The organism is Pseudomonas fluorescens (genome assembly GCF_001902145.1).
Lineage (GTDB): Bacteria > Pseudomonadota > Gammaproteobacteria > Pseudomonadales > Pseudomonadaceae > Aquipseudomonas > Aquipseudomonas fluorescens_BV.
The window spans coordinates 435,699-462,330 of record NZ_MRST01000026.1 but is presented as its reverse complement, the minus strand read 5'-3'; the positions used below and the strand labels follow the sequence as shown (position 1 = coordinate 462,330).

Sequence of the window (26,632 nt, the reverse complement as noted above, 5' to 3'; positions counted from 1 at the left end):
TCTGGGGTGAAAAACCATGACGCAGACTAAAGAAAAAGGAGCCCTTGGGCTCCTGTGTTCTGCATCACTGTTTTTCCAGTAGCCACTGGCGCGGCCCAGGCGTAAACGAAGGCACTTCGTCGGCCTGCGCCGTATTGATTGCCTGGAAAATCTCCAGCTGTTTGTCCTTGCGCGCAAAGATCCATGGGTTGCCCTTGCCGTTCAGTTGCAACCAGATGCTGTCGTAGCCGCTGCTCATGGAGGCGCAGTCTCCGGCCAGGCAGAGTGAGTACTGATCAGCACCTGGCAGGCCTGCTACCTTGCCATTGGCCTGGAACTGCACAGTGGCGCCGTTGCCAACACCGTCGGTGATCTTCCAGTCGCCGCCCATGTACGCTGCGTACAGTGCCTGCTCGAAGTTGGCGCCCAATGGTGCGCCTTCTGGTGCGGGTTCTTTGGCGCGGGCAAACAGCTGTTCGGGCTCATTGTCGTTGGCCACTTGCAGCAGTTGCTTGCCTTTGCGCTTGAGTTCGGTGGCTGAGCTGCCATAGAAGTCCACGCTCCACGCGCCGGGTTTTTCACCCGACAACTTGCCTTCCGCCACTTCAAAACCGTTGTAGTAGCGCGCCTGCAAGGCCTTGGTGTTGACCTCCCACTCGAGGTTGGGGCCATAGGACTGCAGGGCTTCCCGCAAAGGGCCGCCCTTGGCCGCCGCGTCGATGGCGGCCTGGTTGATCCAGGTACCGCTCACATCCAGGTCGGCGGGGTTGCTGGCACAGCCGCCGAGCAACAGGGCGAGCAACGAGGACGCTACAAGCGCTTTGCGCATTACGAAATCCTTCTGAAACGAAGTCGGCGCAGCCTGTTGGGGCTGCGCCGGTGTTTTACTCGATGACCAGAATGGCGTCCATCTCAACCTGTGCGCCCTTTGGCAGGGCGGCAACGCCGATGGCGGCGCGGGCTGGGTAAGGTTGTTCAAAGTACTTGCCCATGATCTCGTTGACCTTGGCGAAGTGGCTCAGGTCGGTGAGGAAGATGTTCAGCTTGACGATGTCCTTGAACGAACCACCGGCAGCTTCAGCCACGGACTTGAGGTTTTCAAAGACCTGTACGGTCTGGGCTTCGAAGCCTTCAACCAGTTCCATGGTCTTTGGGTCCAGCGGGATCTGGCCGGACATGTAAACGGTGTTGCCCACCTTGATCGCCTGGGAATAAGTGCCGATGGCGGCTGGAGCTTTATCGCTGGTGATAACTGTCTTGGTCATGAATGACTCCTTGTAATGGATCGGTTATGCACGCATGCGGGTGATGCGGATCACACCGGTCAAGGCGCGCAACTTTTTGATCACGCGGGCCAGGTGCACGCGGTCGTGCACGCTGACCACCAGTTGGACCACGCTGATGCGACCATCGCGTTCGTCCATGCTGATTTTCTCGATATTGCCGTCGGCGGCGTTGACGCTGCTGGCCAGCAGGGCGATGAGGCCGCGCTGGTGTTCCAGCTCCACCCGCAGCTCGACGTTGAATTCGCCGGTGACATCCTTGGCCCAAGAGAGCTGGATGCATTTTTCCGGGTTGTGGCGGATTTCGGTGATGTTGCGGCAGTTGTCCAGATGCACAACCATGCCCTTGCCTGCGGACAAGTGGCCGACAATCGGGTCGCCCGGGATCGGCGTGCAACATTTGGCGTAGCTGAGCACCAGGCCCTCGGTGCCGCGAATCGCCAGCGGGCCTTCAGGGCTCGGCAACTGTTCGCCTTCGCCCAGCAGGCGGCGCGCAACCACGTAGGCCATGCGGTTGCCCAGGCCGATATCTTCCAGCAGGTCTTCGATGGTTTCCTGGCGGTACTCGTGGAGCATCGCTTGCACGCGCTCTTGCGGGATCTTGTCCAGGGCGCTGTCGAAGCCGTTGAGCACCTTGTTCAGCAGGCGTTCGCCCAGGCTGATGGACTCGGAGCGGCGCTGCAATTTCAGCGCGTGGCGAATATGCGTACGTGCCTTGCCGGTGACCACAAAGTTGAGCCAGGCCGGGTTCGGGCGAGCGCCCGGTGCGCTGACGATCTCCACCGTGGAACCGCTTTGCAGCGGTTCGGACAGCGGGGCCAGGCGCCGGTTGATCCGACAGGCGATGCAGCTGTTGCCGACATCGGTGTGCACTGCGTAGGCGAAGTCGACCGCCGTGGAGCCTTTGGGCAGCTCCATGATCCGGCCTTTGGGCGTGAACACGTAGACCTCGTCCGGGAACAGGTCGATCTTCACGCTTTCGATAAATTCCAGGGAGTTGCCGGCGCGTTGCTGCATTTCCAGCACGCCCTTGACCCATTGGCGCGCGCGGGCATGGGTGCCTTTGGGCTGTTCGTCGCCGCTGGATTTGTACAGCCAGTGGGCGGCGATGCCGTTGTTGGCCATCTCTTCCATTTCGCGGGTGCGGATCTGGATCTCGATCGGCACGCCGTGCATGCCAAACAGGGTGGTATGCAGCGACTGGTAGCCGTTGGCCTTGGGAATTGCGATGTAGTCCTTGAAGCGACCCGGCAGGGGTTTGTACAAATTGTGTACAGCACCCAGTACGCGGTAGCAGGTATCGACCTTGTCGACGATGATCCGGAACGCATAGACGTCCATGATCTCGTTGAAGGCCCGACGCTTGCCGCGCATCTTTTTGTAGATGCCGTAGATGTGCTTCTGCCGGCCGCTGACCTCGCCCTCGATCTCGTCGATCGCCAGGCAATGGCTCAGGGACTCTTCGATCTTGTTGACGATTTCCTTGCGGTTGCCCCGTGCGCGCTTGACCGCCTGGTAGATGCGCGCCGAACGCATGGGGTGCATGGCCTTGAAGCCCAGGTCTTCGAATTCGATACGAATGGCGTGCATGCCCAGCCGGTTGGCGATGGGCGCATAGATTTCCAGGGTTTCCTTGGCGATGCGCCGGCGCTTTTCGCCGGACAGCACTTCCAGCGTGCGCATGTTGTGCAGCCGGTCGGCCAGCTTGACCAGGATCACCCGAATGTCTCGGGCCATGGCCATGGCCATCTTCTGGAAGTTTTCCGCCTGGGCTTCGGCCTTGGTTTCGAAGTTCATCTGGGTCAGCTTGCTGACCCCATCGACCAGATCGGCCACGGTTTCGCCAAATTGCGCACTGAGCGCTTCCTTGGCGATGCCGGTGTCTTCGATCACGTCATGCAGCATCGCGGCCATCAGGCTCTGATGGTCCATGTGCATGTCGGCAAGAATATTGGCCACCGCAAGAGGATGGGTGACATACGCCTCGCCGCTACGTCGGCGTTGGCCGTCGTGGGCTTGTTCGGCGTAGAAATACGCTCGGCGAACCAGGTTGACCTGGTCTGCGCCGAGGTAGGCCGATAAGCGATCGGCGAGGGCGTCTATGCTCGGCAAAGTGTGAACTCCTGCCGATGGCTGTGACCCCGCGCCGTGCTACGTCGACCAGGCATAGGCTTAGACGTCCTCGTTGGACTCGCCTTCGAACGCTGCAAACAGCGGTTCGTCTTCAACGATTTCGGCGTTGGCGATGAACTCGTAGCTCATCAGGCCTTCAGCGATTTCACGCAGGGCTACAACGGTAGGCTTGTCGTTTTCCCACTGGACCAGGGGCTCTTTGCCGCCAGTGGCCAGTTGACGGGCACGCTTGGTAGAGAGCATGACCAGCTCAAAGCGGTTATCCACGTGTTCTAGGCAGTCTTCAACGGTTACGCGGGCCATGGTATTCCTCGGAGCGAATGCAAGATGCGCGCTGCCCGGTTGGGCGAGCGGACTGAGCAGTTTAAAAAATCACCAGCGTTTAGGGAAGCGCTGATTTTTCGCAGGCCTTCGCAAAACCGCTACAAGTGCCAATGTAAGGCTCTTGCAGCTGTTTTGGGAAGGGCCAATCAGCCGAGCAATTCGGCGAGTAATTTGCCGAAACGCTGCTGTTGGCGTTTTTGCTGCAGCTGATTGGCGCGGAAAATCGCCTTCAAATCATCCAGGGCGTGGGTAAAGTCGTCATTGATGATCAGGTAGTCGTAGTCGACGTAGTGGCTCATCTCGCTGACGGCCTCACGCATACGGCCCTCGATGATCTCATCGCTGTCCTGGCCGCGGTTGGTCAGGCGTTGGTGCAGGGCCTGGAGCGACGGCGGCAGGATAAAAATCGAGCGTGCCTTGGGCATCAATTGGCGCACTTGCTCGGCGCCCTGCCAGTCGATCTCCAGGATCAGGTCGTGGCCTTCGTCCAGGGTCTGCTGCAGGTGGCTCTGCGAGGTGCCGTAGAGGTTGCCGAACACTTCGGCGCGCTCCAGGAAGTCACCGTGTTCGATCATCTTGACGAACTCGGTACGCTCGACGAAGTGATAGTGCACGCCGTCCACTTCGCCCGGACGCATGGCGCGGGTGGTGTGGGAGACCGAAATGCGGATCTGCTCGTCAGCGTCGGTCAAGGCCTTGACCAAGCTGCTTTTGCCTGCGCCCGAAGGGGCGGAAATGATGTAAAGGGTGCCGGTGCTGTGGGTCATGGAGGGTGCCTTACTCAATATTCTGTACTTGTTCGCGCATTTGCTCGATCAACACTTTGAGGTTGACCGCCGCCGTGGTGCTGCGCGGGTCGAACGCTTTGGAGCCTAGTGTATTGGCTTCGCGGTTGAGTTCCTGCATCAGGAAGTCCAGGCGCCGACCGGCGGCACCGCCGGACTTGAGTACGCGGCGCACTTCAAGGATATGGGTGCTCAGGCGGTCGAGTTCTTCGGCCACGTCGCTCTTCTGCGCGAGCAGGACCATTTCCTGTTCCAGGCGCGTCGGATCGAGGTCGGCCTTCATGTCGGTGAAGCGGTCGAGGACCTTCTGGCGCTGGGTGGCGAGCATCTGCGGTACCAGTTCGCGCAGGGTCACTACGTCGGCTTCGATCGATGTCAGCCGCTCGTTGATCAGGCGCGCCAGTTCAGCACCTTCGCGTTCACGGCCGGCCTTGAGTTCCTTCAAGCCCTGGTTGAACAGGGCAAGGGCTTCGGCATTCAGCGCCTGCGGGTCGGTGGCGTCGCCCACCAGTACGCCGGGCCAGGCCAGGACTTCCAGAGGGTTCAGGGCGGCCGGTTGCTTGATCAGGCCGGCGATGGTTTCGGCAGCGGCCACCAGTTGCGCGGCACGGTCGCGGTCCAACTGCAGCGGTTTGCCGGTGGTTTCTTCGGTAAAGCGCAGGGTGCATTCCAGCTTGCCGCGGGAGATGCCCTGGCGCAGCGCTTCACGCACGGCACCTTCGAGGTCGCGGAATGACTCTGGCAGGCGCAGGTGCGGCTCCAGGTAACGGCTGTTGACCGAGCGCAGTTCCCAGCTGAGGGTGCCTTGGGCCCCGGCTTTTTCGACACGGGCGAAGGCGGTCATGCTGTGGACCATGGAGGTACCTCGCGTTGGATAAATAGAAATTGGTCAGGCCGACCTGTAGGAGCGAGCTTGCTCGCGAAGAACGCAAGGGCGCCGCGCTGAATCAGGAAGCCCCCGTAAATGTTGGCGTTTTTCGCGAGCAAGCTCGCTCCTACAGTCTGGAGGCGCAGGATTGTAGCGCAGTGGGAGGGGGGTGCCCAAACCCGGGCATTGGTAACCGGATTTTTTAGAAGTGCCCCGAACCGGCTTGCGGCTCTATAATGCTCGGCAGTTTTTCGTCCTCAGTACAGGTATCCCCTATGAAACGTCCAAGTGGTCGCGCTGCCGATCAGCTCCGCTCGATCCGCATCACCCGCAACTACACCAAACACGCCGAGGGATCTGTACTGGTCGAGTTTGGCGATACCAAGGTCATCTGCACTGTCAGCGTCGAAAACGGCGTGCCACGCTTCCTCAAAGGCCAGGGCCAGGGTTGGTTGACCGCTGAATACGGCATGCTGCCGCGCGCCACTGGCGAGCGTAACCAGCGTGAAGCCAGCCGTGGCAAGCAAGGCGGGCGTACCCTGGAAATCCAGCGCCTGATCGGCCGTTCCCTGCGTGCCGCCCTGGATATGTCCAAGCTGGGTGACGTCACCCTCTACGTCGACTGCGACGTGATCCAGGCTGACGGCGGTACCCGCACGGCATCCATTACCGGCGCCATGGTGGCCCTGGTTGACGCTTTGAAAGTCATCAAGAAGCGCGGCGGCCTGAAAGCGGGTGACCCGCTCAAGCAGATGATCGCCGCTGTGTCGGTCGGCATGTACCAGGGCGAGCCTGTGCTGGACCTGGACTACCTGGAAGACTCGGCCGCTGAGACCGACCTCAACGTGGTCATGACCAGCACCGGTGGTTTCATCGAAGTGCAGGGCACTGCCGAAGGCGCGCCATTCCAGCCGGCTGAGCTGAACGCCATGCTGGCCTTGGCCCAGAAAGGCATGACCGAAATCTTTGAATTGCAGAACGCTGCGCTGGCTGACTGAGCCGGCCCAAGGAGAAACGCCATGAATGACAGCCGGTTGCCGGTTCCGGCACCGTCCAAGGAAGTACGCCAGTGGGCAATGTTGTGTCATTTTGCGGCATTCCTGGGGTTGGTATTCCCCTTCGGCAGCTTGCTGGGGCCGTTGATCCTGTGGCAGTTCAAGAAGGACATGGACCCGCTCATCGATGACCAGGGCAAGGAGGCGCTGAATTTCCAGATCACTGTGGCGATCGCCTGGCTGGTGTGCCTGTTGCTGGGCTTCGTGGTCGTTGGCTTCTTGCTGATGACCGTGCTGGTGATTGGTGCGTTGATATTGACGATCATCGCCGGTATCAAGGCCAACAAAGGCATTGCCTATCGCTATCCGTGGACCTGGCGCCTGGTCAAGTAACCGAGCGGCCACAAAAAAACCGACATCACTGTCGGTTTTTTTGTACCTGGAAAAAGACCTCAGATGGTCAATGTCCAGTCGTAGTCCACGATCAGCGGCGCGTGCTGCGAGAAGCGCGGCTGGCGCGGCAGGCGTGCACTGCGTACGAACCTGCGCAGGCCAGGCGTCAGCAGCTGGTAGTCGAAACGCCAGCCCAGGTTGAGCATCTCAGCCTGTTCGTTATCTGGCCACCAGCTGTACTGGTCGCCTTCGCGGCTGACTTCGCGCAGGGCATCGACATAGCCCATGTTACCGACAATCTCGTCCATCCAGGCCCGTTCCGGCGCCAGGAAGCCAGGGGATTGCTGGCTGTCGCGCCAGTTCTTGATATCCAGCTTCTGTTGCGCCACGTACAGCGAGCCACAATAAATGTACTCGCGACGTTTGCGTCGCTGTTTGTCCAAGTAACGGGCGAAATCGTCCATTAGCTTGAATTTCTGGTTCAAGTCTTCATCGCCGTTCTGCCCCGAAGGAAGCAGCAAGGTCGCGATGCTGACCTTGTCGAAATCGGCTTGCAGGTAACGCCCGTAGCGGTCGGCTGTCTCGAAGCCGAGGCCGCTGATGACCGCCTTGGGTTGCAACCGCGAGTACAAAGCCACGCCACCTTGGGTGGGCACTTCGGCATCGCAGGCATAAAGGAAGTAGCCATCCAGTTGGAAGGCTGGGTCGTCCAGTTCAAAGGCGGAGGCACGGGTGTCCTGCAGGCAGATGACGTCGGCATTCTGTGCTTGCAGCCAACTGAGCAAACCACGCTCGACTGCAGCCTGAATACCATTAACGTTCACACTGATGATCCGCATAAATGGCCCCAAAAATCGCGTGCGTGTATGATACACGCCGTCCACCCAATTAGCTAAATCCGTGGTATCTGAGGCTTTTTTCATGCAGGCGTATCAGCGCGATTTCATTCGTTTTGCCATCGATCGCGGCGTTTTACGCTTCGGTGAGTTCACCCTCAAGTCCGGGCGCACCAGCCCGTACTTCTTCAATGCGGGCCTGTTCAACTCAGGTTCGGCCCTGGCTCAGCTGGGCCGTTTCTATGCGGCAGCCATCGTTGAGAGCGGTATTTCCTTCGACGTACTCTTTGGCCCGGCCTACAAGGGTATTCCCCTGGCAGCGGCGACGGCGGTAGCCCTGGCGGAGCATCACGGGCAGGATTTGCCGTGGTGTTTCAACCGTAAGGAAGCCAAGGCCCATGGTGAAGGTGGCAGCCTGGTCGGCGCGCCATTGACCGGCGATGTGCTGATCATCGATGACGTGATCACCGCGGGCACTGCGATCCGTGAAGTCATGCAGATCATCGCTTCCCAGGACGGCGCCAAGGCTGCTGGCGTGCTGATCGCCCTGAACCGCCAGGAGCGCGGCAACGGTGAGTTGTCGGCGATCCAGGAAGTGGAGCGTGACTTCGGCATTCCGGTGGTGAGCATCGTGTCGTTGAACCAGGTGTTGCAGTTCCTGGAAGACGATCCGCAGCTCAAGCAGCACCTGCCGGCAGTTAAGGCATACCGCGAGCAGTTCGGCGTTCAGTAGTCGCCACAATACAAAGGCCCCTTTCAACTCAATTGATTGGGGCCTTTTTTCAGCTCGGATTTCGGGGGCTGTTATTCCCGCAGTCGCAAGGCGCGCAATAAAGCGTCAACCTGCCCGAAAGCGTCTTGTTGCCATTGGTCCGGTGTGCGATCTCCGAGTATTTGGCTGTCTTCGACGAATCGCCTTACGGCTGTCGGGCCATAGCCTTCGGCGATATCAAACTTTTCGCCGATGAACTGAAATCCCTGTTCTCCACTCCCGGTTTGAAGTACTGATCGACATTCCTCTGCAAGCGCTTGCATGCCGCCGGGGAAATTACGGACGCAGTAGTAGATGTCATATGCGTCCTTTTGTTTGTGTCTTCCGTTCAGGGCGTATCCCTTCATCGCCAACAGTGCGGGGATCGAGCACACAGCGACCTCGACACGATTTTTGCCACCCGTAGGCATGGAGCCTTCAATGGCAACCATTTGATAGAAGCGCATCGCCAAGTCGGCGCCGTCAGCGCGCTGAACTGCAAAGTCGTTGAGAATGGGAGGTTTGTTCTGAATGATTTCGGCGTCGCGCGGCATCAAGAAGTCCACGATCACATCTATCGCCGATCCACCGTCTTGCACGGGAACTTGGCGAACGAGCTGGAATCGCCGCAGTTCTCCTCTTTGTTCGTACCCATTACCCATCAGCGCTTCAATCAACGTCGCGTACTCGCCATCACCAAGAGCCTCTGCGTCCAAACTCAAATCGACATCAAGGGTTCCAACGTGCTGCATGTCATCGTTCGCCAGCAGGAGCCAAGGCACCGCTCCACCGATCACTGCGAACTTGCCTTTGAAGGAGCCAAGAATCTGACCGATCTCGACTAATACCGCCTTCACGGCAGCTGTCGTTCTGTCGTCATAATCTGAGGCGGATTGAGGTTCTTGAGGGATTAACGAGACCATGTCAGTTTTTCCTGTCGTAGATATTCGGCGGCTTCCTTTCCGCGTTCTCCCGCAACCGATAGATCCAGATAGGTCTGTACTGGGCTGGTGCACAGGGCGCCCGGTGCGGGTTCAATAGTGTCCAGTAGGAGTCCCTTGTCCTTGAGTAAAGTGATGACAACGTTCTCTCCCTTTGATGCAGGAACCAACTGCAATGCCTCAACCAATCTCTCTAGCCCTTCAACGTCGGCATAAAAGTAGTTTGTGCTGATGCGGGCATAGGGTGCGAGCCATTGAGCGGCAGAAAAGGACGAAAAAAGCGCGTGTCCGCGGCTCTTTTCTCCGATAGCGATGCGCGCGGCATTTTCCAATGCGCTGCCATGTAAGGTGGTATAGAAGTTCTTACGCTCTCCTGATGGAGGCTCGTATGTTTCGGCCCATGCATCCAAGAGAGCTTGAGGATCGGATAGACATACGCCGTCGTTTGTCGCTCTTGCCCATTCTCGATTCAGTAGTGCTGTGCGGACATTGCTTACTTGACCCAAGCTCACTCCGGCGGCTTCGCACAGTTCTACCACCCGCCAGGAACGGTCCGGATCCCGAAGCATCGCGCGTATGACCTGCGCTGATTTCGGTTTGAAGAAAGACTTAAGTTCTCTGTGCTCCGAGAGCGGCTTGTCAGCTACCTGATGATCAATGAATACACCATCGAACGAGATCCAGGCATTACCTTCCAGATCCAAATATCCCACACCCTTTTCCCGACACAGTTGTCTTGCTACGGGTGAAAGATAGGGTGCTACCACGATAGGCGTAGCCTCTGGTCTTTGCTCGCTCACGTAGTCGCGAAGCTGAAGTATGGCCGCGTTTATGAATCGGGGCTGGCCGTTTGCTTTTACCTCGCACACCAGGGGATTTGATTTCCCTGCTGCGTCAGTCTCGATAATGAAGTCGGGAGTCCAGCCTTTTGAAGGCTGCATAGATTTGAGGCTTTTAATCTCGAGAATCGGTATTTTGCTCAGGAGGCTTCGCAGCGCATCTCTAGAGTGAGTTTCGAGTTCTTTCATTGATTAGGCCCTTTTCAGCGAATGTTGAAAATAGCTACCTCGATGAAAAATGTCGAGTAATTTCAGTGTTTATACATATTTCAGCGAATGTTGAAAGGCCAGTTAGTACTGAAAACCCCTCGGCCGCCTTTTCGTGATCACTGTTGGAGGCTGCGTTTCCATTACGCATAAAAAACCGCAGATTCTACTTTGCCTTACGAAGGTTCCGTACATGGGTACGTATTGTCGTAGGCACCGTAGAAAACTGCGGTCTTTTGGTGCTTTATAAATCAGGGACGCTTGCGGTTACTGATCAACGTACCCACACCGGTATCGGTGAAGATTTCCAACAGGATTGCATTTGGCACGCGGCCATCCAGAATCAGCGAGCTGCCGACGCCGCCCTGCACCGCTTCCAGCGCGCAGCGGATCTTTGGCAACATGCCGCCGTAGATAGTGCCGTCGGCGATCAGGTCATCCACCTGTTGGGTGGTCAAGCCGGTCAGTACCTTGCCTTCCTTGTCCATCAGGCCGGCGATGTTGGTCAGCAGCATCAGCTTTTCAGCCTTCAACGCTTCCGCCACTTTGCCCGCCACCAGGTCGGCGTTGATGTTGTACGACTCACCATTGGCGCCCACGCCGATCGGCGCGATCACCGGGATGAAGTCACCCTTGACCAGCAGGTTGAGCAGGTCGGTGTTCACGCCCACCACTTCACCCACCTGGCCGATATCGATGATTTCCGGCTGGGTCATCTCGGGTGTCTTGCGGGTAACGGTGAGCTTTTTCGCACGGATCAGCTCCGCATCCTTGCCGGTCAGGCCGATGGCGCTGCCGCCGTGGCGGTTGATCAGGTTGACGATGTCTTTGTTGACCTGGCCGCCGAGGACCATTTCCACCACGTCCATGGTTTGCGCGTCAGTGACACGCATGCCATCGATGAAGTGACTCTCGATCGACAAACGCTTGAGCAGGTCGCCGATTTGCGGGCCGCCGCCGTGGACGACCACGGGGTTGATCCCCACAGCCTTCATCAGCACGATGTCGCGGGCAAAGCCGGTTTTCAGCTCATCGCTTTCCATGGCATTGCCGCCGTACTTGATCACCAGCGTCTTACCGACGTAGCGTCGAATATAAGGCAACGCTTCGGACAGGACCTTGGCGGTGTTGGCAGCGGCTTCGCGTTCGAGGGTCATTCAGGGCTCCGGGCAAAAAATCAGAACGGTAATTGGAGATCAGGGGCAACACGTTTCAACTGGGCGTGGAACACGTCCTTGATGCGCTGCAACTCAGCCTCGGTATCCGCCTCGAAACGCAGGACCAGCACCGGTGTGGTGTTGGACGCGCGAACCAGGCCCCAGCCTTTGGCGTAATCGACTCGCACACCATCAATGGTGGTCAGGTTGGCGCCATCACCCCATTGCGCATCGTGCAATGCGTCAATGATGCTGAATTTGCTCTCCTCGGTCACATGGATATTGATCTCTGGCGTAGAAATATCATTCGGGAAGGTCTGGAACAGCTCTTCGGCCGTGGATTTCTCCTTGCTGAGGATCTCCAGCAGGCGAGCGGCACTGTAGATACCATCGTCAAACCCGAACCAGCGCTCCTTGAAGAACACGTGGCCGCTCATTTCACCGGCCAGCAGCGCGCCGGTTTCCTTCATTTTCTTTTTGATCAACGAGTGACCAGTCTTCCACATTAGCGGGCGGCCACCGTATTCCTTGATCAACGGCGTCAGGCGGCGAGTGCATTTCACGTCGAAGATGATCTCGGCGTTGGCATTGCGCGCTACCACGTCACGGGCAAACAGCATCAGCAGGCGGTCCGGGAACACGATCTCGCCGGTGTCGGTCACCACGCCTACACGGTCGCCGTCGCCATCGAAGGCCAGGCCGACGTCGGCGCCTACTTCCTTGACCTTGGCAATCAGGTCCACCAGGTTTTCCGGCTTGCCTGGGTCCGGGTGATGGTTGGGGAAGTTGCCGTCCACTTCGCAGAACAGGGGGATCACTTCGCAATTCAGGGCTTCGAGCAGTTGCGGGGCAATCACGCCCGCTGCGCCGTTGCCGCAGTCCACCACGACTTTCAAGCGGCGGGCGAGCTTGACGTCACCGGTGATTTCATCGGAGTAGCGCTGGAGGATATCGACCTTGGTGATGCTGCCGGCGCCGCTGGTCAAGTCGTTGGTCTTCAGGCGAGTGTGCAGGGCCTGGATCTGTTCATTGGCCAGGGTGTCGCCAGCGATGACGATCTTGAAGCCGTTGTAATCCGACGGGTTGTGGCTGCCGGTGAGCATGACCCCGGATTTGCCCGCCAGTACGTTGGCGGCGTAGTACAGCGCAGGGGTTGGCACCAGGCCGACGTCGCTGACATGGCAGCCGCTATCAGCCAGGCCCTGGATCAGTTGCTCGACCAATTCCGGGCCGGACAAGCGGCCGTCACGGCCTACCGAGACGTTGGGTTCGCCTTGGGCCAGGCTCTGGGAGCCGATGGCGCGGCCGATCCAGTAGGCGGTTTCGGCGGTCAGGGTCTTGGGGACCACACCACGGATGTCATAGGCGCGAAAAATGCTGTCGGGAAAGGTAGGGGCTACGCGGGCTGCGGTACTCATCGCGGGGGAAACTCCATCTGAAAGGGGGCAAGGCGGGCCTGATGTGGCTGGTCGGCAGGCTCAAACTGAAGGGTATGACGGCGTTTTCGGCAGAGAGTTCGTGGTGTAAAAATGCCATTGGCGCTTCGGCCTCAGTATTATTCTTGCGTAATCCTTTGATTTAATTACAGAAATATCGATGATTATTTCCGCGCATTCTTTATCTTGAAAGGCTGGGCGGCGGTACGTGGCCGGACGATTGCATCCGGCCACGTTCAGCTTAGTCAGTGACTGCCTGAATGCCCGAAACCGCCTGCACCACGTTGGGTTTCGTCGAATTCCTGTACCAAGTCGAAATGCGCCTGCACCACTGGCACCAATACCAACTGGGCAATGCGCTCGCCGACGGCAATGTTGAAAGCAGTCTGGCCACGGTTCCAGCACGACACCATCAACTCGCCCTGGTAGTCGGAATCGATCAGGCCGACCAGGTTGCCGAGCACGATGCCATGTTTGTGGCCCAGGCCGGAGCGCGGCAGGATCAGCGCCGCCAGGCCAGGATCGCCGACATAGATCGACAAGCCGGTGGGAATCAGGATGGTCTGGCCCGGCTCAAGGACGGTGTCTTGCTTGAGCATGGCGCGCAGGTCCAGGCCGGCGGAGCCCGGTGTGGCGTAGGTCGGCAGGGGAAAGTCGTTGCCGAGGCGTGGGTCGAGGATCTTGGCTTGTAAAGCGTGCATGGACATTAAACCTGGTTCAGCCGTTGGGCGATAAAAGAGATCAGTTGGCGGGCAATCTTGCCCTTGCTGGTCTGGGCGAAAAGGGTGGCGTGCAGTTCACGGTCGATCACGCTGCACGCATTTTCCTCGCTGTTGAAGCCGATGCTCGGGTTGGCGACATCATTGGCAACGATCAGGTCGAGGTTTTTGTCTTTCAGTTTGCGTGCGGCGTAGTCCAGCAGGTGCTCGGTCTCGGCAGCGAAGCCGACGCTGAACGGACGGTCCGCACGGGTAGCGATGGTGGCCAGGATGTCCGGGTTACGCACCATTTGCAGGAGCAGGCCGTCGCCGCTCGTAGGGTCTTTCTTGAGCTTCTGCGGGGCCACGACCTCCGGGCGGTAATCCGCAACCGCTGCCGAGGCGATAAACAGGTCGCAGGGAATGGCGGCTTCGCAGGCCGCCAACATGTCCCGGGCGCTGACTACGTCGATCCGCGTAACGCGATCAGGGGTCGGCAAATGTACCGGGCCGGTGATCAGTGTGACCCGTGCGCCTGCCTCGACCGCGGCTTCTGCCAACGCGAAGCCCATTTTTCCTGAGCTATGGTTGGTGATGTAGCGCACCGGGTCGATGTTTTCCTGGGTCGGGCCGGCGGTGATCAGCACGTGCTTGCCGGTCAGGGCCAGATGCTGGAAGCACTCGGCGGCGCACTGCGCGAGGTCCGTGGCTTCGAGCATGCGGCCCAGGCCGACGTCGCCGCAGGCCTGGCTACCGGACGCCGGGCCGAACACCTTTAGGCCGCGGGTTTGCAGGAGTTGGGTATTGGCCTGGGTGGCCGGGTCGCGCCACATGGCCTGGTTCATGGCCGGTGCGATAGCGACGGTGGCGTCGGTGGCCAATACCAGGGTGGTGAGCAGGTCATCGGCAATGCCCTGGGCCAGGCGGGCGATCAGGTCGGCAGTGGCCGGAGCTATCAGCACCAGGTCGGCCCATTTGGCCAGTTCGATATGGCCCATGGCGGCTTCTGCGGCCGGGTCCAGCAGGTCGAGGTGAACCGGGTGGCCGGACAACGCTTGCATGGTCAGCGGGGTGATGAACTCACTGCCACCACGGGTCATGACCACGCGCACTTCGGCGCCCTGGTCCAGGAGCCTGCGAACCAACTCTGCGCTCTTGTAGGCGGCAATGCCGCCGCCGACGCCGAGAACGATGCGTTTCCGATACAGACGCTGCATTGGTTTGCCTTTCCAGTTCAGTGATGCCAGTTCAGTGACGCCTGCGATGACCCCTCCCCAGGTGAAATCGCAGGCAAAAAAGAGGGCCCTACGATAACACAGCGCCCGCCGGGCAACAGCGGAGCAGATACAGGGAGGTGGGATGAGTATTCGTGATTGGCCCGTGGCGGAGCGTCCACGGGAGAAGTTATTGGAAGGCGGCGCGGCGAGCCTGTCCGATGCCGAGCTGTTGGCGATCTTCCTGCGTACGGGGGTGGCCGGCCGAAGTGCGGTGGATCTGGCGCGCCATCTGTTGGCGCAATTCGGTGGCCTGCGCCCGTTATTGGAGGCCAGCCAGACGCTATTCAGCCAGCATCTGGGGCTGGGGCCGGCGAAGTTTGCCCAGTTGCAGGCGGTGTTGGAGATGTCCCGGCGCCACCTGGCCGAGCGCTTGCGGGCTGACTCTGTGCTGGAAAGCCCGCTGGCCGTGCGCGAGTACCTCAAGGCACTGCTGCGCCATGAGCCCCATGAGATCTTCGGCTGCCTGTTCCTGGACTCCAAGCATCGGGTGCTGGGGTTTGAGGTCATGTCCCAGGGCACCATCGACGCTGCGATTGTCTATCCGCGACAAGTGGTCAAGCGCGCCTTGGCGTACAACGCGGCGGCGTTGATCCTGTGTCATAACCATCCGTCGGGGAGCACGGAGCCCAGCGCGGCTGATCGAAAATTGACCAAGTTGCTGCAAAAGGCGCTGGACGTGGTGGATGTGCGGGTGCTGGACCACATCATCGTGGGCGATGGTGACCCGCTGTCGATGGCTGAATACGGTTGGCTGTAATGGCCCTGACACTGTAGGAGCGAGCTTGCTCGCGAAAAACCTGAGAGCCCCGCAGGGCATCAGGTTTTTTCCACGTCATCGTTGACGATTTTCGCGAGCAAGCTCGCTCCTACAGGGGAGGCGTGTGCCTTAGGGCTTGCGGCTGACTTTCGAATAATCCTGGCGCCCGAACGGGCTTACCTGGTAACCCTCGATGTTCTTGCGGGTCAAGGCAAACGCCGTCGGATGCGCCAGCGGCAACCACAGTGCCTGTTGCTGGATCTGCGCCTGGGCCTGTTGGTACAGCTTGCTGCGCACACCTTGTTCGCTGGTGGTCTTGCCGGCGCTGATCAACTTATCCAGGGTGGGGTCGCAATAGCGGGAAAAGTTGGTGCCGGACTTCACCGCGGCGCAGGAGAACTGCGGCGTCAGGAAGTTATCCGGGTCGCCGTTGTCCCCGGCCCAGCCCATGAACAGCAAGTCGTGCTCGCCGGCCTTGGCGCGGCGAATCAACTCGCCCCATTCGATCACGCGGATGTCGGCCTGGATGCCAACCTTGGCCAGGTCGGCCTGCAACAACTGGGCGCCGAGGTTCGGGTTGGGGTTCAGCAGGCTGCCGGTAGGGCGGGTCCATATCGTGGTTTTGAAGCCGCCCTTGAGCCCGGCGCGGCCCAGCAACGCCTTGGCTTTGGCGAGGTCTTGCGGGTAGCCTGGCAACTCTCTGGCATAGCTCCAGGTGTTCGGCGGGTAGACACCGTTGGCCGCTTCGGCGGTGCCTTCGAACACGGCCTTGAGGTAGCTGTCCTTATCAAAGGCCAGGTTGATCGCCTGGCGCACTTCGGGCTTGTCCAGCGGTGGGTGCTGGCTGTTGATGGCGACGAACGCGGTCATGAATGCGGCGGTTTTTTCCACCTTCAGCGCCGAGTCTTTTTCGGCCTCGCCCACATCCAGGGGCTTGGGTGACAGGGCGATCTGGCATTCATCGCGGTGCAGCTTCTGCAGGCGTACGTTGGCGTCCGGGGTGATGGCGAAAATCAGGTTATCCACCGCCGGTTTGCCGGCGAAGTAGTCCGGGTTGGCCTTGTAACGCACCACGGCATCTTTCTGGAAACGCACGAACACAAACGGGCCGGTGCCGATTGGCTGGCTGTTCAGCTTCTCGGGTGTGCCGGCCTTGAGCAATTTGTCGGCATATTCAGCCGGATAGATCGAGGCAAAGCCCATGCTCAGTGCTGGTAGGAAGGTGGAATCGGCATGGTCAAGGGTGAAGCGCACGGTCAGTGGGTCAAGGGCGTCGATTTTCTTGACCAGTGCCGGCAATTGCAGGGATTGGGCGTGAGGAAAGCCGCTCTGGGCGATCTTGTGCCACGGGTTGGCCGGGTCGAGCATGCGCTCGAAGCTGAAGCGTACGTCTTCGGCGGTCAGGGTGCGGCTTGGGCTGAAATAGCTGGTGCGATGGAATTTCACATCGGGGTGCAGTTTGAAGGTGTACGTCAGCCCATCGGGCGACACTTCCCAACTATCTGCAAGGCTCGGTACCAACTTGCCACTGGCCGCGTCGAATTCCACCAAACGGTTCATCAGCACGTCGGCCGAGGCGTTGGTGGTGGTCAGTGAGTTGTACTGCACCACATCGAACCCTTCGGGGCTAGCCTCGGTGCATACGCTCAAATTGGTGGCCGCAACGGCCATCGGCGCAATAAAGAGAGGGGCAAGCAATAGCGGTAGGGCAGCGAGGCGCATATTCGGTTTCCTGTGCAGATCGAAGGCCCATCTGCGAGTGCAGTCTGGAAAAAGCCTACCGTAGAGGTCTGATTGATAAATGACTAGCCCATTTTTGCCTGTGCTTTTGGCCAAAATGCTGTTTTGATGGCGCCTGCGCGTGTTTCGCCGTGCACTTCCCTGTGACCGCAGGCGTTGTAAATCATTCTGTGCGACGAGCGGTCGGTTGTTACAGCGGCCCCTCCTGGCAGCGGTTCAGGCACTTGTGGTCACGATTTACGCTGCTAAAAGTACACAGGTTGTTGTTGCACTGGGGTCTTTCTGGTATAAAGCAGCGCTCTTTTCTAGGGGCCCGGTTCCTTCACTGTAGGTGTAGCCGGTAAGACCCTAAAGAAACGCGGCGCCTGGCGCCAAATGACTGAGAGATTAAGCGGCCAACCCATGCCGGGTTGGGCATGTGGTTTTAGAGGGCTGAGGCATGTCGAGAGTCTGTCAAGTTACCGGTAAGGGTCCGGTGACTGGGAATAACATTTCCCACGCAAATAACAAAACCCGTCGTCGTTTCCTGCCGAACCTGCAGCATCACCGCTTCTGGGTTGAAGAAGAGAAACGTTTTGTTCGCCTGCGTGTATCTGCTAAAGGCATGCGTATTATCGACAAGCGTGGCATCACTGTCGTGCTGGCCGAAATCCGCGCCGCTGGCAAGATCTAAGGAGCTCTATCATGCGTGAATTGATTCGAATGATCTCTAGCGCCGGTACTGGTCACTTCTACACTACCGACAAGAACAAGCGTACTACCCCGGACAAGCTCGAAAAGAAAATGTTCGACCCGCGCGTTCGCAAGCACGTGATCTACAAAGAAGGCAAAATCAAGTAATTGATTTTCTTCCTTGTGAAAAAAAGCCCGTATCTCACGATGCGGGCTTTTTTTTGCCTGGGGTTTGGTGATCAGGCTTTCTGTTCAAACACCACGTAGATCTTGCGGCACGCTTCCAGCACTTCCCAGGTACCGCTGAAACCTGCGGGAATCACAAAGCGGTCGCCGGCTCGCAGGGTCTTGGCATTCCCCTCGGCATCGCGCAGCACCGACACGCCTTGCACGATCTCGCAGTACTCATGCTCGGTGTAATTGACCTTCCACTGGCCCACTTCACCTTCCCAGACGCCAGCGTTCATCTGGCCGCATGGGCTGTTGTAGTGGTTGTAGAGTGTCTGTTCGGGATCGCCCTTGAGGATTTTTTCGGCGGCAGGGCGGTAGCGTTCGGGGGCGGTGTTGGCTTGGCTGAAATCGACGATGTCCTGGATGCTCATGTGCATTTCCCGTCTGGCCTGCGGTTGGAGAGTCCAAAGTCTATGTTTATTAAAATGAACATCGCAAGGGCGTTTACTGCCGTTATGTCAAATATATTGAAACATCCCCAGCCGCTGGTTTAGGGTGGCAGCTGCCTTGCGCCGAACAGATGGCTGGCGGGCAAGAATTCTTTGAGGCTGCCGGGGGGACATCCGCCTGGCCCTCTATTCAATAAGAGGAGGACACTCGCATGACCACCCTGACCCGTGCCGACTGGGAACAACGCGCCAAGGATCTGAAGATCGAAGGCCGCGCCTATATCAATGGCGAGTACACCGCCGCCGTTTCCGGTGACACCTTCGAATGCATCAGCCCGGTGGATGGGCGCTTGCTGGCGACTGTCGCCAGCTGTGATGCCAGCGACGCCCAGCGCGCCGTGGAAAATGCGCGTGCCACCTTCAACTCCGGTGTGTGGTCGCGCCTGGCGCCGGCCAAGCGCAAGTCCGTCATGATCCGTTTCGCCGCGCTGCTCAAGGCTAACGCCGAAGAGTTGGCGCTGCTCGAAACCCTGGACATGGGCAAACCCATCAGCGATTCCCTGAACATCGACGTCCCCGGCGCGGCGCAAGCCCTGAGCTGGAGCGGCGAGGCGATCGACAAGATCTACGACGAAGTCGCCGCCACGCCTCACGATCAACTGGGCCTGGTGACCCGCGAGCCCGTCGGTGTCGTTGGCGCCATCGTGCCGTGGAACTTTCCGTTGATGATGGCCTGCTGGAAACTCGGTCCGGCGCTGTCCACCGGTAACTCTGTCATCCTGAAACCGTCCGAAAAATCCCCGCTCACCGCCATCCGCATCGCCGCGTTGGCCGTTGAGGCTGGTATTCCAAAAGGCGTCTTCAACGTGCTGCCTGGCTATGGCCACACCGTGGGCAACGCCCTGGCGGTGCATATGGACGTCGATACCCTGGTGTTCACGGGCTCGACCAAGATCGCCAAGCAACTGTTGATCCGCTCCGGCGAATCGAACATGAAGCGTGTCTGGCTGGAGGCTGGCGGCAAGAGCCCGAACATTGTGTTTGCCGATGCGCCGAACCTGCAAGCGGCGGCCGAATCTGCCGCCAGTGCCATTGCCTTCAACCAGGGCGAAGTCTGCACCGCCGGCTCGCGGCTGCTGGTCGAGCGCTCGATCAAGGACACCTTCCTGCCGCTGGTGATCGAGGCCCTCAAGGGCTGGAAACCCGGCAACCCACTGGACCCAGCCACCACTGTGGGTGCATTGGTGGATACGCAGCAGATGAACACCGTGCTTTCGTACATTGAAGCTGGCCACGCCGATGGCGCCAAGCTGGTCGCGGGTGGCAAGCGTACCCTGGAAGAGTCCGGCGGCACCTACGTCGAGCCGACGATTTTCGACGGCGTGACCAATGCCATGAAGATCGCCCAGGAAGAGATCTTTGGCCCGGTCCTGTCGGTGATCACTTTCGACAGCGCCGAAGAAGCCATCGCCATCGCCAACGACACCCAATACGGCCTGGCTGCGGCGGTGTGGACGGCGGATATCTCCAAGGCACACCTGACGGCCAAGGCTCTGCGCGCCGGCAGCGTGTGGGTTAACCAGTACGACGGCGGCGACATGACCGCACCGTTCGGTGGTTTCAAGCAGTCGGGTAATGGCCGCGACAAGTCGCTGCATGCATTCGACAAGTACACCGAGCTGAAGGCGACCTGGATCAAGCTCTAAGCAACACTGCTGATCCCCTGTAGGAGCGAGCTTGCTCGCGAAGAACCTGAAGGCGCCGCGTTTATCCAGCATGAACGCGTCATCGTTAACGTTTTTCGCGAGCAAGCTCGCTCCTACAGTTCGTTTTGCGAACCAGAATTATCCACAGGAGCGTGGCAATGCGTTGGGGGACTTATTTCGCCGTGCTGGCCTCGGTACTCAGCGTTGGCCTGGCCCTGGGTGTCAGCATGCCGTTGGTATCCCTGCGTCTTGAAGGCTGGGGTTATGGCAGTTTCGCCATCGGCGTGATGGCGGCGATGCCGGCATTCGGCGTACTGCTGGGCGCCAAGGTCTCCAGCCGCATGGCGTCCTGGCTCGGCACTGCCAACTTGATGCGCCTGTGCCTGTGGGCCGGTGCGGTGTCCATCGGCTTGCTGGCGATCCTGCCCAGCTACCCGGTGTGGCTGGTGCTCAGGCTGATGATCGGGGTGATCCTGACCATCGTATTTATCCTGGGTGAAAGCTGGATCAACCAATTGGTGGTGGAGCAGTGGCGTGGCCGCCTGGTGGCGCTGTATGGCTGCACCTATGCCTTGAGCCAGCTGTCGGGTCCGTTGCTGCTGGGCCTGATGGGCACCGATCATGATTACGGTTTCTGGGTAGGCGTTGGTCTTTTGGTGGTGGCGCCGCTGCTGTTGCTGGGGCGATCCGGGGCGCCGACGGCTGATGCGTTCAGCGTCACGTTCAACGAGCTGTGGCGCTTTTGCCTGAGCCTGCCGGCGATTGCCTGGGCGGTGGCGTTATTCGCCGCGTTTGAAGCGATGATCCTGACGCTGTTGCCGGTGTACTGCCTGCAACAGGGATTTACCGCCGAGATCGCCTTGGCGATGGTCAGCACGGTGGTGGTGGGCGATGCGTTGCTGCAATTGCCCATTGGCGCCCTGGCCGACTACTTGCCGCGCCGCACGTTGTTCCTGGGATGTGCGCTGCTGTTGCTGGCGTCGAGCCTGGCGATTCCGTTATTGATGCACACGTTGCTGATCTGGCCGGTGTGGGTGCTGTTCGGCGCCAGTGCCGGCGGGTTGTTTACCTTGTCGCTGATTTTGATTGGCGAGCGCTACCGCGACGATGCGTTGGTGCGTGCCAACGCTCATGTGGCGCAGCTGTGGGGCATTGGCTGCCTGATCGGGCCGCTGGTGGCGGGGGCGGGCAGCCAGTGGATCAGTGGGCATGCGCTGGCGCTGCTGATGGCGGCCGGGGCGCTGGGGTTGGTGGTGCTGTTGCTGCGCCAGGGGGCTTTCGGTGTTACACAGCCGGCCTGACCTTGAAATGCAATCAATTGTGGGAGCTGGCTTGCCTGCGATAACGGTTTCTCAGCGGCTTATGTGTTGCCTGGCACACCGCTATCGCGGGCAAGCCCGGCTCCCACAGGTGATCTGGAGTGTTCTTAGAGCATGCGTTCCAGGCCAACTGAAGTAGCGAACCAGGCATTGAAGCGGCGCCACCAGCTGCCGGGCTCACGGGTCAGGGTGTGCAGTTGCCCGTTGTCCTCGGTCACCCACACCACATTGCCATCCTGCAATTTCGCCTCATAGCTCAGCGCCGGCGCCATACCTTCCAGCGCCAGGTTGCGCACGTGTTCCGCCAGTTCAGGGCTGTCCACCAGTACGCCGACTTCGGTGTTCCACAGCACCGAACGTGGGTCGAAATTGAACGAGCCGACAAATGACTTCTCGCGATCAAAGATCATCGCCTTGCTGTGCAGGCTGGAATCCGAACCATAGAAGCTGCCATGCCGAAACAGGTGTGGGCCGCTGCTGGCACTGGGGTCGCCCGGTTGTCGGCGCAGCTCATAGAGTTTGACCCCATGCTTCAGCAACGCCTTGCGATACGGTGCGTAGCCACCATGCACGGCCGGTACATCGGTGGCTTCGAGGGCGTTGGTCAGCAGGCGCACCGAAACACCCGCATCGGCACGCCCTGTGAGGTAGACCAGCCCAGGTTGGCCCGGTACGAAATAAGCCGAAATCATGATCAGTTCATGGCTGACCCCCGCCAGCTCTGGCGCCAGCTGAGTGGTCAGCAACAGTCGCGGGTCGGGGTCGGCCTTGGCCAGTACCTTGCTCGGCGCGTCCCACAGCGCCTGGTTCCAGGCCCAGATCAACTCGCGGCGCCAGATGTCCATGCGGGGCTGGGTCTGGTAAGTGCGCAGGCGGTTATACAGCGCGTGGTTCTGCTGACGGGACTGGGCCAGTGAGGCTTCAAGGCGCCCGCGGGCGATGGCGAGGTCGACCTTGGAGGGTTTGTTCGAGACGAAGTCATCGATAGGCTTGCTCAGGGCGCTGTTCCAGTACTGGTCGAAGCTGTGACCCAATTGCTCGGCCACCGGCCCGACGCTGAGCATGTCGATGTCGGTGAAATTCAAATTGGGTTCGGCGTCGAAATACTCGTCGCCCAGATTGCGCCCGCCAACGATGGCCACGCTGTTATCGGCCAGCCACAGCTTGTTATGCATGCGTCGGTGTTGCAGTGACAGGTTGAATACACGGCCCATGGCGCGTGTAACGCCGGTGCTGCGTCCCAGGTGCAGCGGGTTGAACAGGCGGATTTCGATCTTGGGGTGAGCGGCGAGAGTGGCGATGATCTGATCGAGGCCGTCGCTGGTGGTGTCGTCCAGCAGAATGCGCACGCGCACCCCGCGGTCGGCGGCCTTGAGCAATTCGTCCACGAGCATGCGTGTGCTGATGCCGTCGTGCACGATGTAGTACTGCAAGTCGAGACTGGTCTGGGCGTTGCGGATCAACTCGGCGCGAGCCATGAAGGCTTCACTGCTGTTGGGCAGCAAGCGGAAGCCCGAACGCCCTTGGTAGGGGGCCGCCTGGGCCTGGATCGAGCGACCGAACGAGGAGTCCGTCGCGGGCAGGGCATCGCTGGGGATGCGCGATGTGTCGACCGTGGCGCAGCCGCCCAGGGCCAGTGCGCCCAGCAGGCAAAACGGTAAAAGCCGTCGAATCATCAAGGAAACTGCTTCCAGGTCAGGTCGGTTGTGGCATATGACGGCAATTGCTCGGGAAAGGTCAGTCCGCCGTCTCTTTCAGCATCTTGCCTGCGGCCGCCCCCACCTTGCGCACAGCCTCTTCAATCTGCGGCGTTGGCTTGGCAGCGTAGTTCATGCGCAAGCAGTTACGGTACTTGCCGGAGGCGGAAAAGATACTGCCTACCGCCACCTGTACACCTTGTTCCACCAGCACGCGGTTGAGCTTCAAGGTGTCGAAGCCCTCCGGCAGCTCGATCCATAACATGAAGCTGCCCTGGGGCCGGCTGGCGCGCGTGCCAGCGGGGAAGTAGCGGCTGACCCAATCAAGCATCAGGTCGCGATTACGTTGGTATTGAGTGCGCATCCTGCGTAAGTGGGGCTCGAAATAGCCGCCTTTGAGAAATTCGGCAATGGCGATCTGCGGCTGCGTGGCTGTTGAACCGGTGCTGATGTATTTCATGTGCAGCACCCGTTCCAGGTAGCGTCCCGGTGCGACCCAACCAATGCGCAGGCCGGGCGCCAGGGTTTTGGAGAACGAGCTGCAAAGCAGCACACGGCCGTCTTCATCGAAGGATTTGATGGTGCGCGGGCGTGGGTAGCTGTAGGCCAGCTCGCCATACACATCGTCTTCGATTATCGCCACGTCAAAGCGCTGGGCCAGGGTCAGCAAGGCGCGTTTGCGCGCTTCCGGCATGATGTAGCCCAAGGGGTTGTTGCAGTTTGGGGTGAGCTGGATGACTTTGATCGGCCACTGTTCCAGCGCCAGCTCCAGGGCCTCCAGGCTGATGCCGGTGAGCGGGTCGGTGGGGATTTCCAGGGCTTTCATGCCCAGGCCCTTGAGGGTCTGCATGGCGCCGTGGAAGCTGGGCGAATCCACCGCGACGATATCGCCGGGCTCACAAATCGCGTGAATGCTGGCCGAAAGAGCCTCGTGACAACCGGTGGTGATCACGATGTCTTCGGCGCTCAGTTGGCAACCGGAGTCCAATGACAGCCGGGCGATTTGCTCACGCAGTTCCATACAGCCGAGGATATTGTCGTAATACAGCCCCGGCAGATCTTGGCGACGGCTGACACGGGCGAGGCTACGCAGCAGCGGCTTCAAGGTGGGTGACAGTACATCCGGCATGCCGCGGCCCAGCTGTATGACGTCCTTGCGTGGCACGGCGCGAATCAACTCCAGCACCAGATCCCATTGGGAAATTTCCACCGGCCGCTGAGCCGGGCGACCGACCTCGGGCAGCGCCGGCAGCTCGCGGCCGGCTGGCACAAAGTAACCAGACTTGGGCTTAGGCGTCGCCAGGCCGTTGTCTTCGAGCAACCGGTAGGCTTGCTGTACGGTGCTCAGGCTGACCCCATGTTCCACACTCAAGGCCCGCACCGAGGGCAGTCGATCGCCCGGACGATAGAAGCCCTGTTCAATGCGGGTGCCGAGCAATTCGGCGAGGTTGACGTAAAGGGTCATGGTGGTCGCTCCCGAGGGACCAGTACAGATAGGGGGAAAATACAGGATTCAGCCACCCAAAGACAGTATCTGTATGGGTCAAATAAAAGTAGGGTGAATCTGTAATGGTTCTGGCCGCCCGCGCATGCTGGTCACTCAAGGCAACAGGCCAATGAGGGGCAGTCAAATGAGTGGCATGAGCGATGTACGGCTGGCGTTACACAGTCAGGAACTGGAAGCGGGGCAGGAGCAGGTGATCACTGCCCCGGCGCCTGGCCGCTGGAGTCTGTTCTGGCGTCGTCGTCATACGCGCAAGACCCTGCTGGGCCTGACCCGCGAGCAGTTACGCGACATTGGGCTGACCGCCGAGCAGGCGCGCCGTGAGGGCTTGAAACCCTTCTGGCGCGATTGATCAGAGCAGTTCCTTGAGGCGATGCCAGAGCATCCCCAAGGCCAGCAGCGGCGAACGCAGGTGTTTGCCGCCGGGGAAGGTGATGTGCGGCACTTGGGCGAACAGATCGAAGCGCCCCTGTTGCTGGCCGCTGATGGCCTCGGCCAGCAGCTTGCCTGCCAAATGCGTGGCATTGAGGCCATGACCAGCATAGGCCTGGGCGTAATACACGTTGGGCTGATCGGCCAGGCGGCCAATCTGCGGCAGGCGGTTGGCACCGATGCCGATCATGCCGCCCCATTGGTAGTCGATCTTTACGTCGGCCAATTGAGGGAATACCTGCAGCATCTTCGGCCGCATGTAGGCGCCGATGTCCTTGGGGTCTCGACCGGAGTAGTGGCAGGCGCCGCCGAACAACAGGCGACGGTCGGCGGACAGGCGGAAGTAGTCCACCGTCACGCGCTGGTCGCACACGGCCATGTTCTGCGGTAACAGGCGGGTGGCTTGCGCTTCGCTCAAGGGCTCGGTGGCAATGATATAGCTGCCGGCCGGCAGCACCTTGCCGCTCAGTTGTGGGTTGAGCCCGTTCAGGTAGGCGTTGCAGGCCAGTACCAGGGTCTTGGCGCGCACAGTACCTTGGGCGGTATGCACCTTGACCTCAGGACCATAGTCGATGCGGGTCACTTGGGATTGCTCGTACAGCGCCACGCCCAGCTGCTGGGCAACGGCAGCCTCACCCAGTGCCAGGTTCAGCGGGTGCAGATGGCCGGAACCCATATCGATCATGCCGCCTACATAGCGATCAGAGCCGATTACCGTGCCCATCTCGCTGGCTTGCAACAGGCGCACTGGGTGGCGGTAACCCAGGCTGTGCAGCTCTTCGGCATCCTCGGCCAAGCCCTGCAGGTCGCGGGGTTTGTTGGCCAGGTCGCAGTAGCCCCAGGTCAGGTCACAGGGGATCTGGAAGCGCTCCACACGCTCGCGCACGATCTCCACGGCTTCCAGGCCCATCAGCTTCATCTGGCGCACGCCGTCGCTGCCGATTACCTGGGTGAACTGATCCAGCCCGTGGCCGACACCGCGAATCAACTGGCCACCATTGCGCCCGCTGGCGCCCCAGCCGATTTTGCGCGCCTCCAGCAACACGACGCGAAAGCCGCGCTCGGCCAATTCCAGGGCGGTGTTGAGCCCGGAGAAACCCCCGCCGATCACACAGACATCGGCGTTCACCTCACCCGTCAGCGTCGGGTAATCCGGTTGCGGCACGCTGCTGGCGGCGTAGTAGGAAGCGGTGTGCCGGGCGCTGGCGGTCATGGGGAACCTCCCTGTCTGGAAAATTTGACGCAGGATACAGTGGTCGCACGACGCTGTCTGCGCGGGGCGT

26 protein-coding genes and 1 pseudogene are annotated in these 26,632 nt (G+C 59.9%); 9 read left to right on the top strand and 18 right to left on the bottom strand.

The annotated features are described in order from the left end of the window. Positions 1-64 precede the first annotated feature (64 nt). The 6 genes from BUE92_RS21660 to BUE92_RS21635 form a co-directional block, all read right to left on the bottom strand. Positions 65-808: a hypothetical protein gene (locus tag BUE92_RS21660; RefSeq protein WP_073526183.1), complete on the bottom strand. Its 744-nt coding sequence runs from the start codon at positions 806-808 to the stop codon at positions 65-67. 55 nt (positions 809-863) lie between these two features. Then, positions 864-1,244, bottom strand: a complete 381-nt coding sequence (locus BUE92_RS21655) for a RidA family protein (RefSeq protein WP_073526182.1) — start codon at positions 1,242-1,244, stop codon at positions 864-866. A 24-nt stretch (positions 1,245-1,268) separates the two neighbouring features. Further along, the gene (gene spoT / locus BUE92_RS21650; RefSeq protein WP_073526181.1) at positions 1,269-3,374 is read right to left on the bottom strand and encodes a bifunctional GTP diphosphokinase/guanosine-3',5'-bis pyrophosphate 3'-pyrophosphohydrolase; all 2,106 of its coding nucleotides are present in this window, start codon (positions 3,372-3,374) and stop codon (positions 1,269-1,271) included. 60 nt (positions 3,375-3,434) lie between these two features. Then, positions 3,435-3,698: a DNA-directed RNA polymerase subunit omega gene (gene rpoZ, locus BUE92_RS21645; RefSeq protein ID WP_003195508.1), complete on the bottom strand. Its 264-nt coding sequence runs from the start codon at positions 3,696-3,698 to the stop codon at positions 3,435-3,437. 167 nt (positions 3,699-3,865) lie between these two features. Beyond that, positions 3,866-4,486, bottom strand: a complete 621-nt coding sequence (gene gmk, locus BUE92_RS21640; protein WP_019818119.1) for a guanylate kinase — start codon at positions 4,484-4,486, stop codon at positions 3,866-3,868. Positions 4,487-4,496: 10 nt separating this feature from the next. Continuing rightward, positions 4,497-5,360 carry a YicC/YloC family endoribonuclease gene (locus tag BUE92_RS21635; protein ID WP_073526180.1) on the bottom strand — a complete coding sequence of 288 codons (864 nt, stop codon included), beginning with the start codon at positions 5,358-5,360 and terminating at the stop codon, positions 4,497-4,499. 287 nt (positions 5,361-5,647) lie between these two features. Between BUE92_RS21635 and rph the strand changes: the two genes are divergently transcribed. Next, positions 5,648-6,370 (top strand): ribonuclease PH, encoded by a 723-nt coding sequence (gene rph / locus BUE92_RS21630; RefSeq protein ID WP_003195497.1) that lies wholly within the window; start codon positions 5,648-5,650, stop codon positions 6,368-6,370. A gap of 21 nt (positions 6,371-6,391) precedes the next feature. After that, positions 6,392-6,760 (top strand): DUF4870 domain-containing protein, encoded by a 369-nt coding sequence (locus BUE92_RS21625; RefSeq protein WP_060766891.1) that lies wholly within the window; start codon positions 6,392-6,394, stop codon positions 6,758-6,760. Between the two features lie 59 nt (positions 6,761-6,819). Here BUE92_RS21625 and BUE92_RS21620 read toward each other — a convergent pair whose 3' ends face one another. Further along, complete coding sequence (locus tag BUE92_RS21620) at positions 6,820-7,599, bottom strand: exodeoxyribonuclease III (RefSeq protein ID WP_003195493.1); 780 nt, start codon at positions 7,597-7,599, stop codon at positions 6,820-6,822. Between the two features lie 82 nt (positions 7,600-7,681). Between BUE92_RS21620 and pyrE the strand changes: the two genes are divergently transcribed. After that, on the top strand, positions 7,682-8,329 hold the full coding sequence (gene pyrE / locus BUE92_RS21615) for an orotate phosphoribosyltransferase (RefSeq protein ID WP_017735762.1): 648 nt from the start codon (positions 7,682-7,684) through the stop codon (positions 8,327-8,329). A 71-nt stretch (positions 8,330-8,400) separates the two neighbouring features. On the opposite strand, the gene BUE92_RS21610 is transcribed toward pyrE, so the two are convergent. The 6 genes and pseudogenes from BUE92_RS21610 to coaBC all read right to left on the bottom strand — a co-directional run bounded on the left by BUE92_RS21610 (position 8,401) and on the right by coaBC (position 14,842). Continuing rightward, positions 8,401-9,270, bottom strand: a complete 870-nt coding sequence (locus BUE92_RS21610) for a hypothetical protein (protein ID WP_073526179.1) — start codon at positions 9,268-9,270, stop codon at positions 8,401-8,403. After that, positions 9,258-10,316: a type IV toxin-antitoxin system AbiEi family antitoxin gene (locus BUE92_RS21605; protein ID WP_073526178.1), complete on the bottom strand. Its 1,059-nt coding sequence runs from the start codon at positions 10,314-10,316 to the stop codon at positions 9,258-9,260. Before BUE92_RS21605 ends, BUE92_RS21610 begins: the two co-directional genes overlap by 13 nt. Before the next feature lie 269 nt (positions 10,317-10,585). Next, positions 10,586-11,491, bottom strand: a complete 906-nt coding sequence (gene argB, locus BUE92_RS21600) for an acetylglutamate kinase (protein ID WP_056790918.1) — start codon at positions 11,489-11,491, stop codon at positions 10,586-10,588. A gap of 20 nt (positions 11,492-11,511) precedes the next feature. Further along, a pseudogene (locus tag BUE92_RS21595) lies at positions 11,512-12,918 on the bottom strand (phosphomannomutase/phosphoglucomutase); the annotation flags it as partial. A 254-nt stretch (positions 12,919-13,172) separates the two neighbouring features. Further along, complete coding sequence (dut, locus tag BUE92_RS21590) at positions 13,173-13,628, bottom strand: dUTP diphosphatase (RefSeq protein WP_073526470.1); 456 nt, start codon at positions 13,626-13,628, stop codon at positions 13,173-13,175. Between the two features lie 5 nt (positions 13,629-13,633). Beyond that, a complete protein-coding gene (coaBC, locus tag BUE92_RS21585; RefSeq protein ID WP_054919730.1) occupies positions 13,634-14,842 on the bottom strand; it encodes a bifunctional phosphopantothenoylcysteine decarboxylase/phosphopantothenate--cysteine ligase CoaBC in 1,209 nt (402 codons plus the stop codon). A gap of 142 nt (positions 14,843-14,984) precedes the next feature. On the opposite strand from coaBC, the gene radC reads away from it, so the two are divergent. Next, on the top strand, positions 14,985-15,659 hold the full coding sequence (gene radC, locus BUE92_RS21580; RefSeq protein WP_073526176.1) for a RadC family protein: 675 nt from the start codon (positions 14,985-14,987) through the stop codon (positions 15,657-15,659). A 129-nt stretch (positions 15,660-15,788) separates the two neighbouring features. Here radC and BUE92_RS21575 read toward each other — a convergent pair whose 3' ends face one another. Continuing rightward, positions 15,789-17,381 (bottom strand): ABC transporter substrate-binding protein, encoded by a 1,593-nt coding sequence (locus BUE92_RS21575; RefSeq protein ID WP_073526175.1) that lies wholly within the window; start codon positions 17,379-17,381, stop codon positions 15,789-15,791. 457 nt (positions 17,382-17,838) lie between these two features. On the opposite strand from BUE92_RS21575, the gene rpmB reads away from it, so the two are divergent. Next, positions 17,839-18,072: a 50S ribosomal protein L28 gene (rpmB, locus tag BUE92_RS21570; protein ID WP_003176907.1), complete on the top strand. Its 234-nt coding sequence runs from the start codon at positions 17,839-17,841 to the stop codon at positions 18,070-18,072. 11 nt (positions 18,073-18,083) lie between these two features. Beyond that, positions 18,084-18,239 (top strand): 50S ribosomal protein L33, encoded by a 156-nt coding sequence (rpmG, locus tag BUE92_RS21565; RefSeq protein ID WP_003176906.1) that lies wholly within the window; start codon positions 18,084-18,086, stop codon positions 18,237-18,239. 71 nt (positions 18,240-18,310) lie between these two features. Here rpmG and BUE92_RS21560 read toward each other — a convergent pair whose 3' ends face one another. Further along, positions 18,311-18,673 (bottom strand): cupin domain-containing protein, encoded by a 363-nt coding sequence (locus tag BUE92_RS21560; RefSeq protein ID WP_073526174.1) that lies wholly within the window; start codon positions 18,671-18,673, stop codon positions 18,311-18,313. Positions 18,674-18,903: 230 nt separating this feature from the next. Here BUE92_RS21560 and BUE92_RS21555 point away from each other — a divergent pair, with 230 nt between their 5' ends. Beyond that, complete coding sequence (locus tag BUE92_RS21555) at positions 18,904-20,397, top strand: aldehyde dehydrogenase (protein ID WP_073526173.1); 1,494 nt, start codon at positions 18,904-18,906, stop codon at positions 20,395-20,397. A 158-nt stretch (positions 20,398-20,555) separates the two neighbouring features. Next, positions 20,556-21,698: an MFS transporter gene (locus BUE92_RS21545; RefSeq protein ID WP_073526171.1), complete on the top strand. Its 1,143-nt coding sequence runs from the start codon at positions 20,556-20,558 to the stop codon at positions 21,696-21,698. 125 nt (positions 21,699-21,823) lie between these two features. On the opposite strand, the gene BUE92_RS21540 is transcribed toward BUE92_RS21545, so the two are convergent. Then, positions 21,824-23,392 (bottom strand): phospholipase D family protein, encoded by a 1,569-nt coding sequence (locus BUE92_RS21540; protein ID WP_073526170.1) that lies wholly within the window; start codon positions 23,390-23,392, stop codon positions 21,824-21,826. Between the two features lie 61 nt (positions 23,393-23,453). After that, positions 23,454-24,878 (bottom strand): aminotransferase-like domain-containing protein, encoded by a 1,425-nt coding sequence (locus BUE92_RS21535; RefSeq protein WP_073526169.1) that lies wholly within the window; start codon positions 24,876-24,878, stop codon positions 23,454-23,456. A gap of 166 nt (positions 24,879-25,044) precedes the next feature. Between BUE92_RS21535 and BUE92_RS21530 the strand changes: the two genes are divergently transcribed. Further along, positions 25,045-25,269, top strand: a complete 225-nt coding sequence (locus tag BUE92_RS21530; protein ID WP_073526168.1) for a DUF1127 domain-containing protein — start codon at positions 25,045-25,047, stop codon at positions 25,267-25,269. On the opposite strand, the gene BUE92_RS21525 is transcribed toward BUE92_RS21530, so the two are convergent. Then, positions 25,270-26,562 (bottom strand): NAD(P)/FAD-dependent oxidoreductase, encoded by a 1,293-nt coding sequence (locus BUE92_RS21525; RefSeq protein WP_073526167.1) that lies wholly within the window; start codon positions 26,560-26,562, stop codon positions 25,270-25,272. It abuts the gene before it with no gap. Positions 26,563-26,632 lie beyond the last annotated feature (70 nt).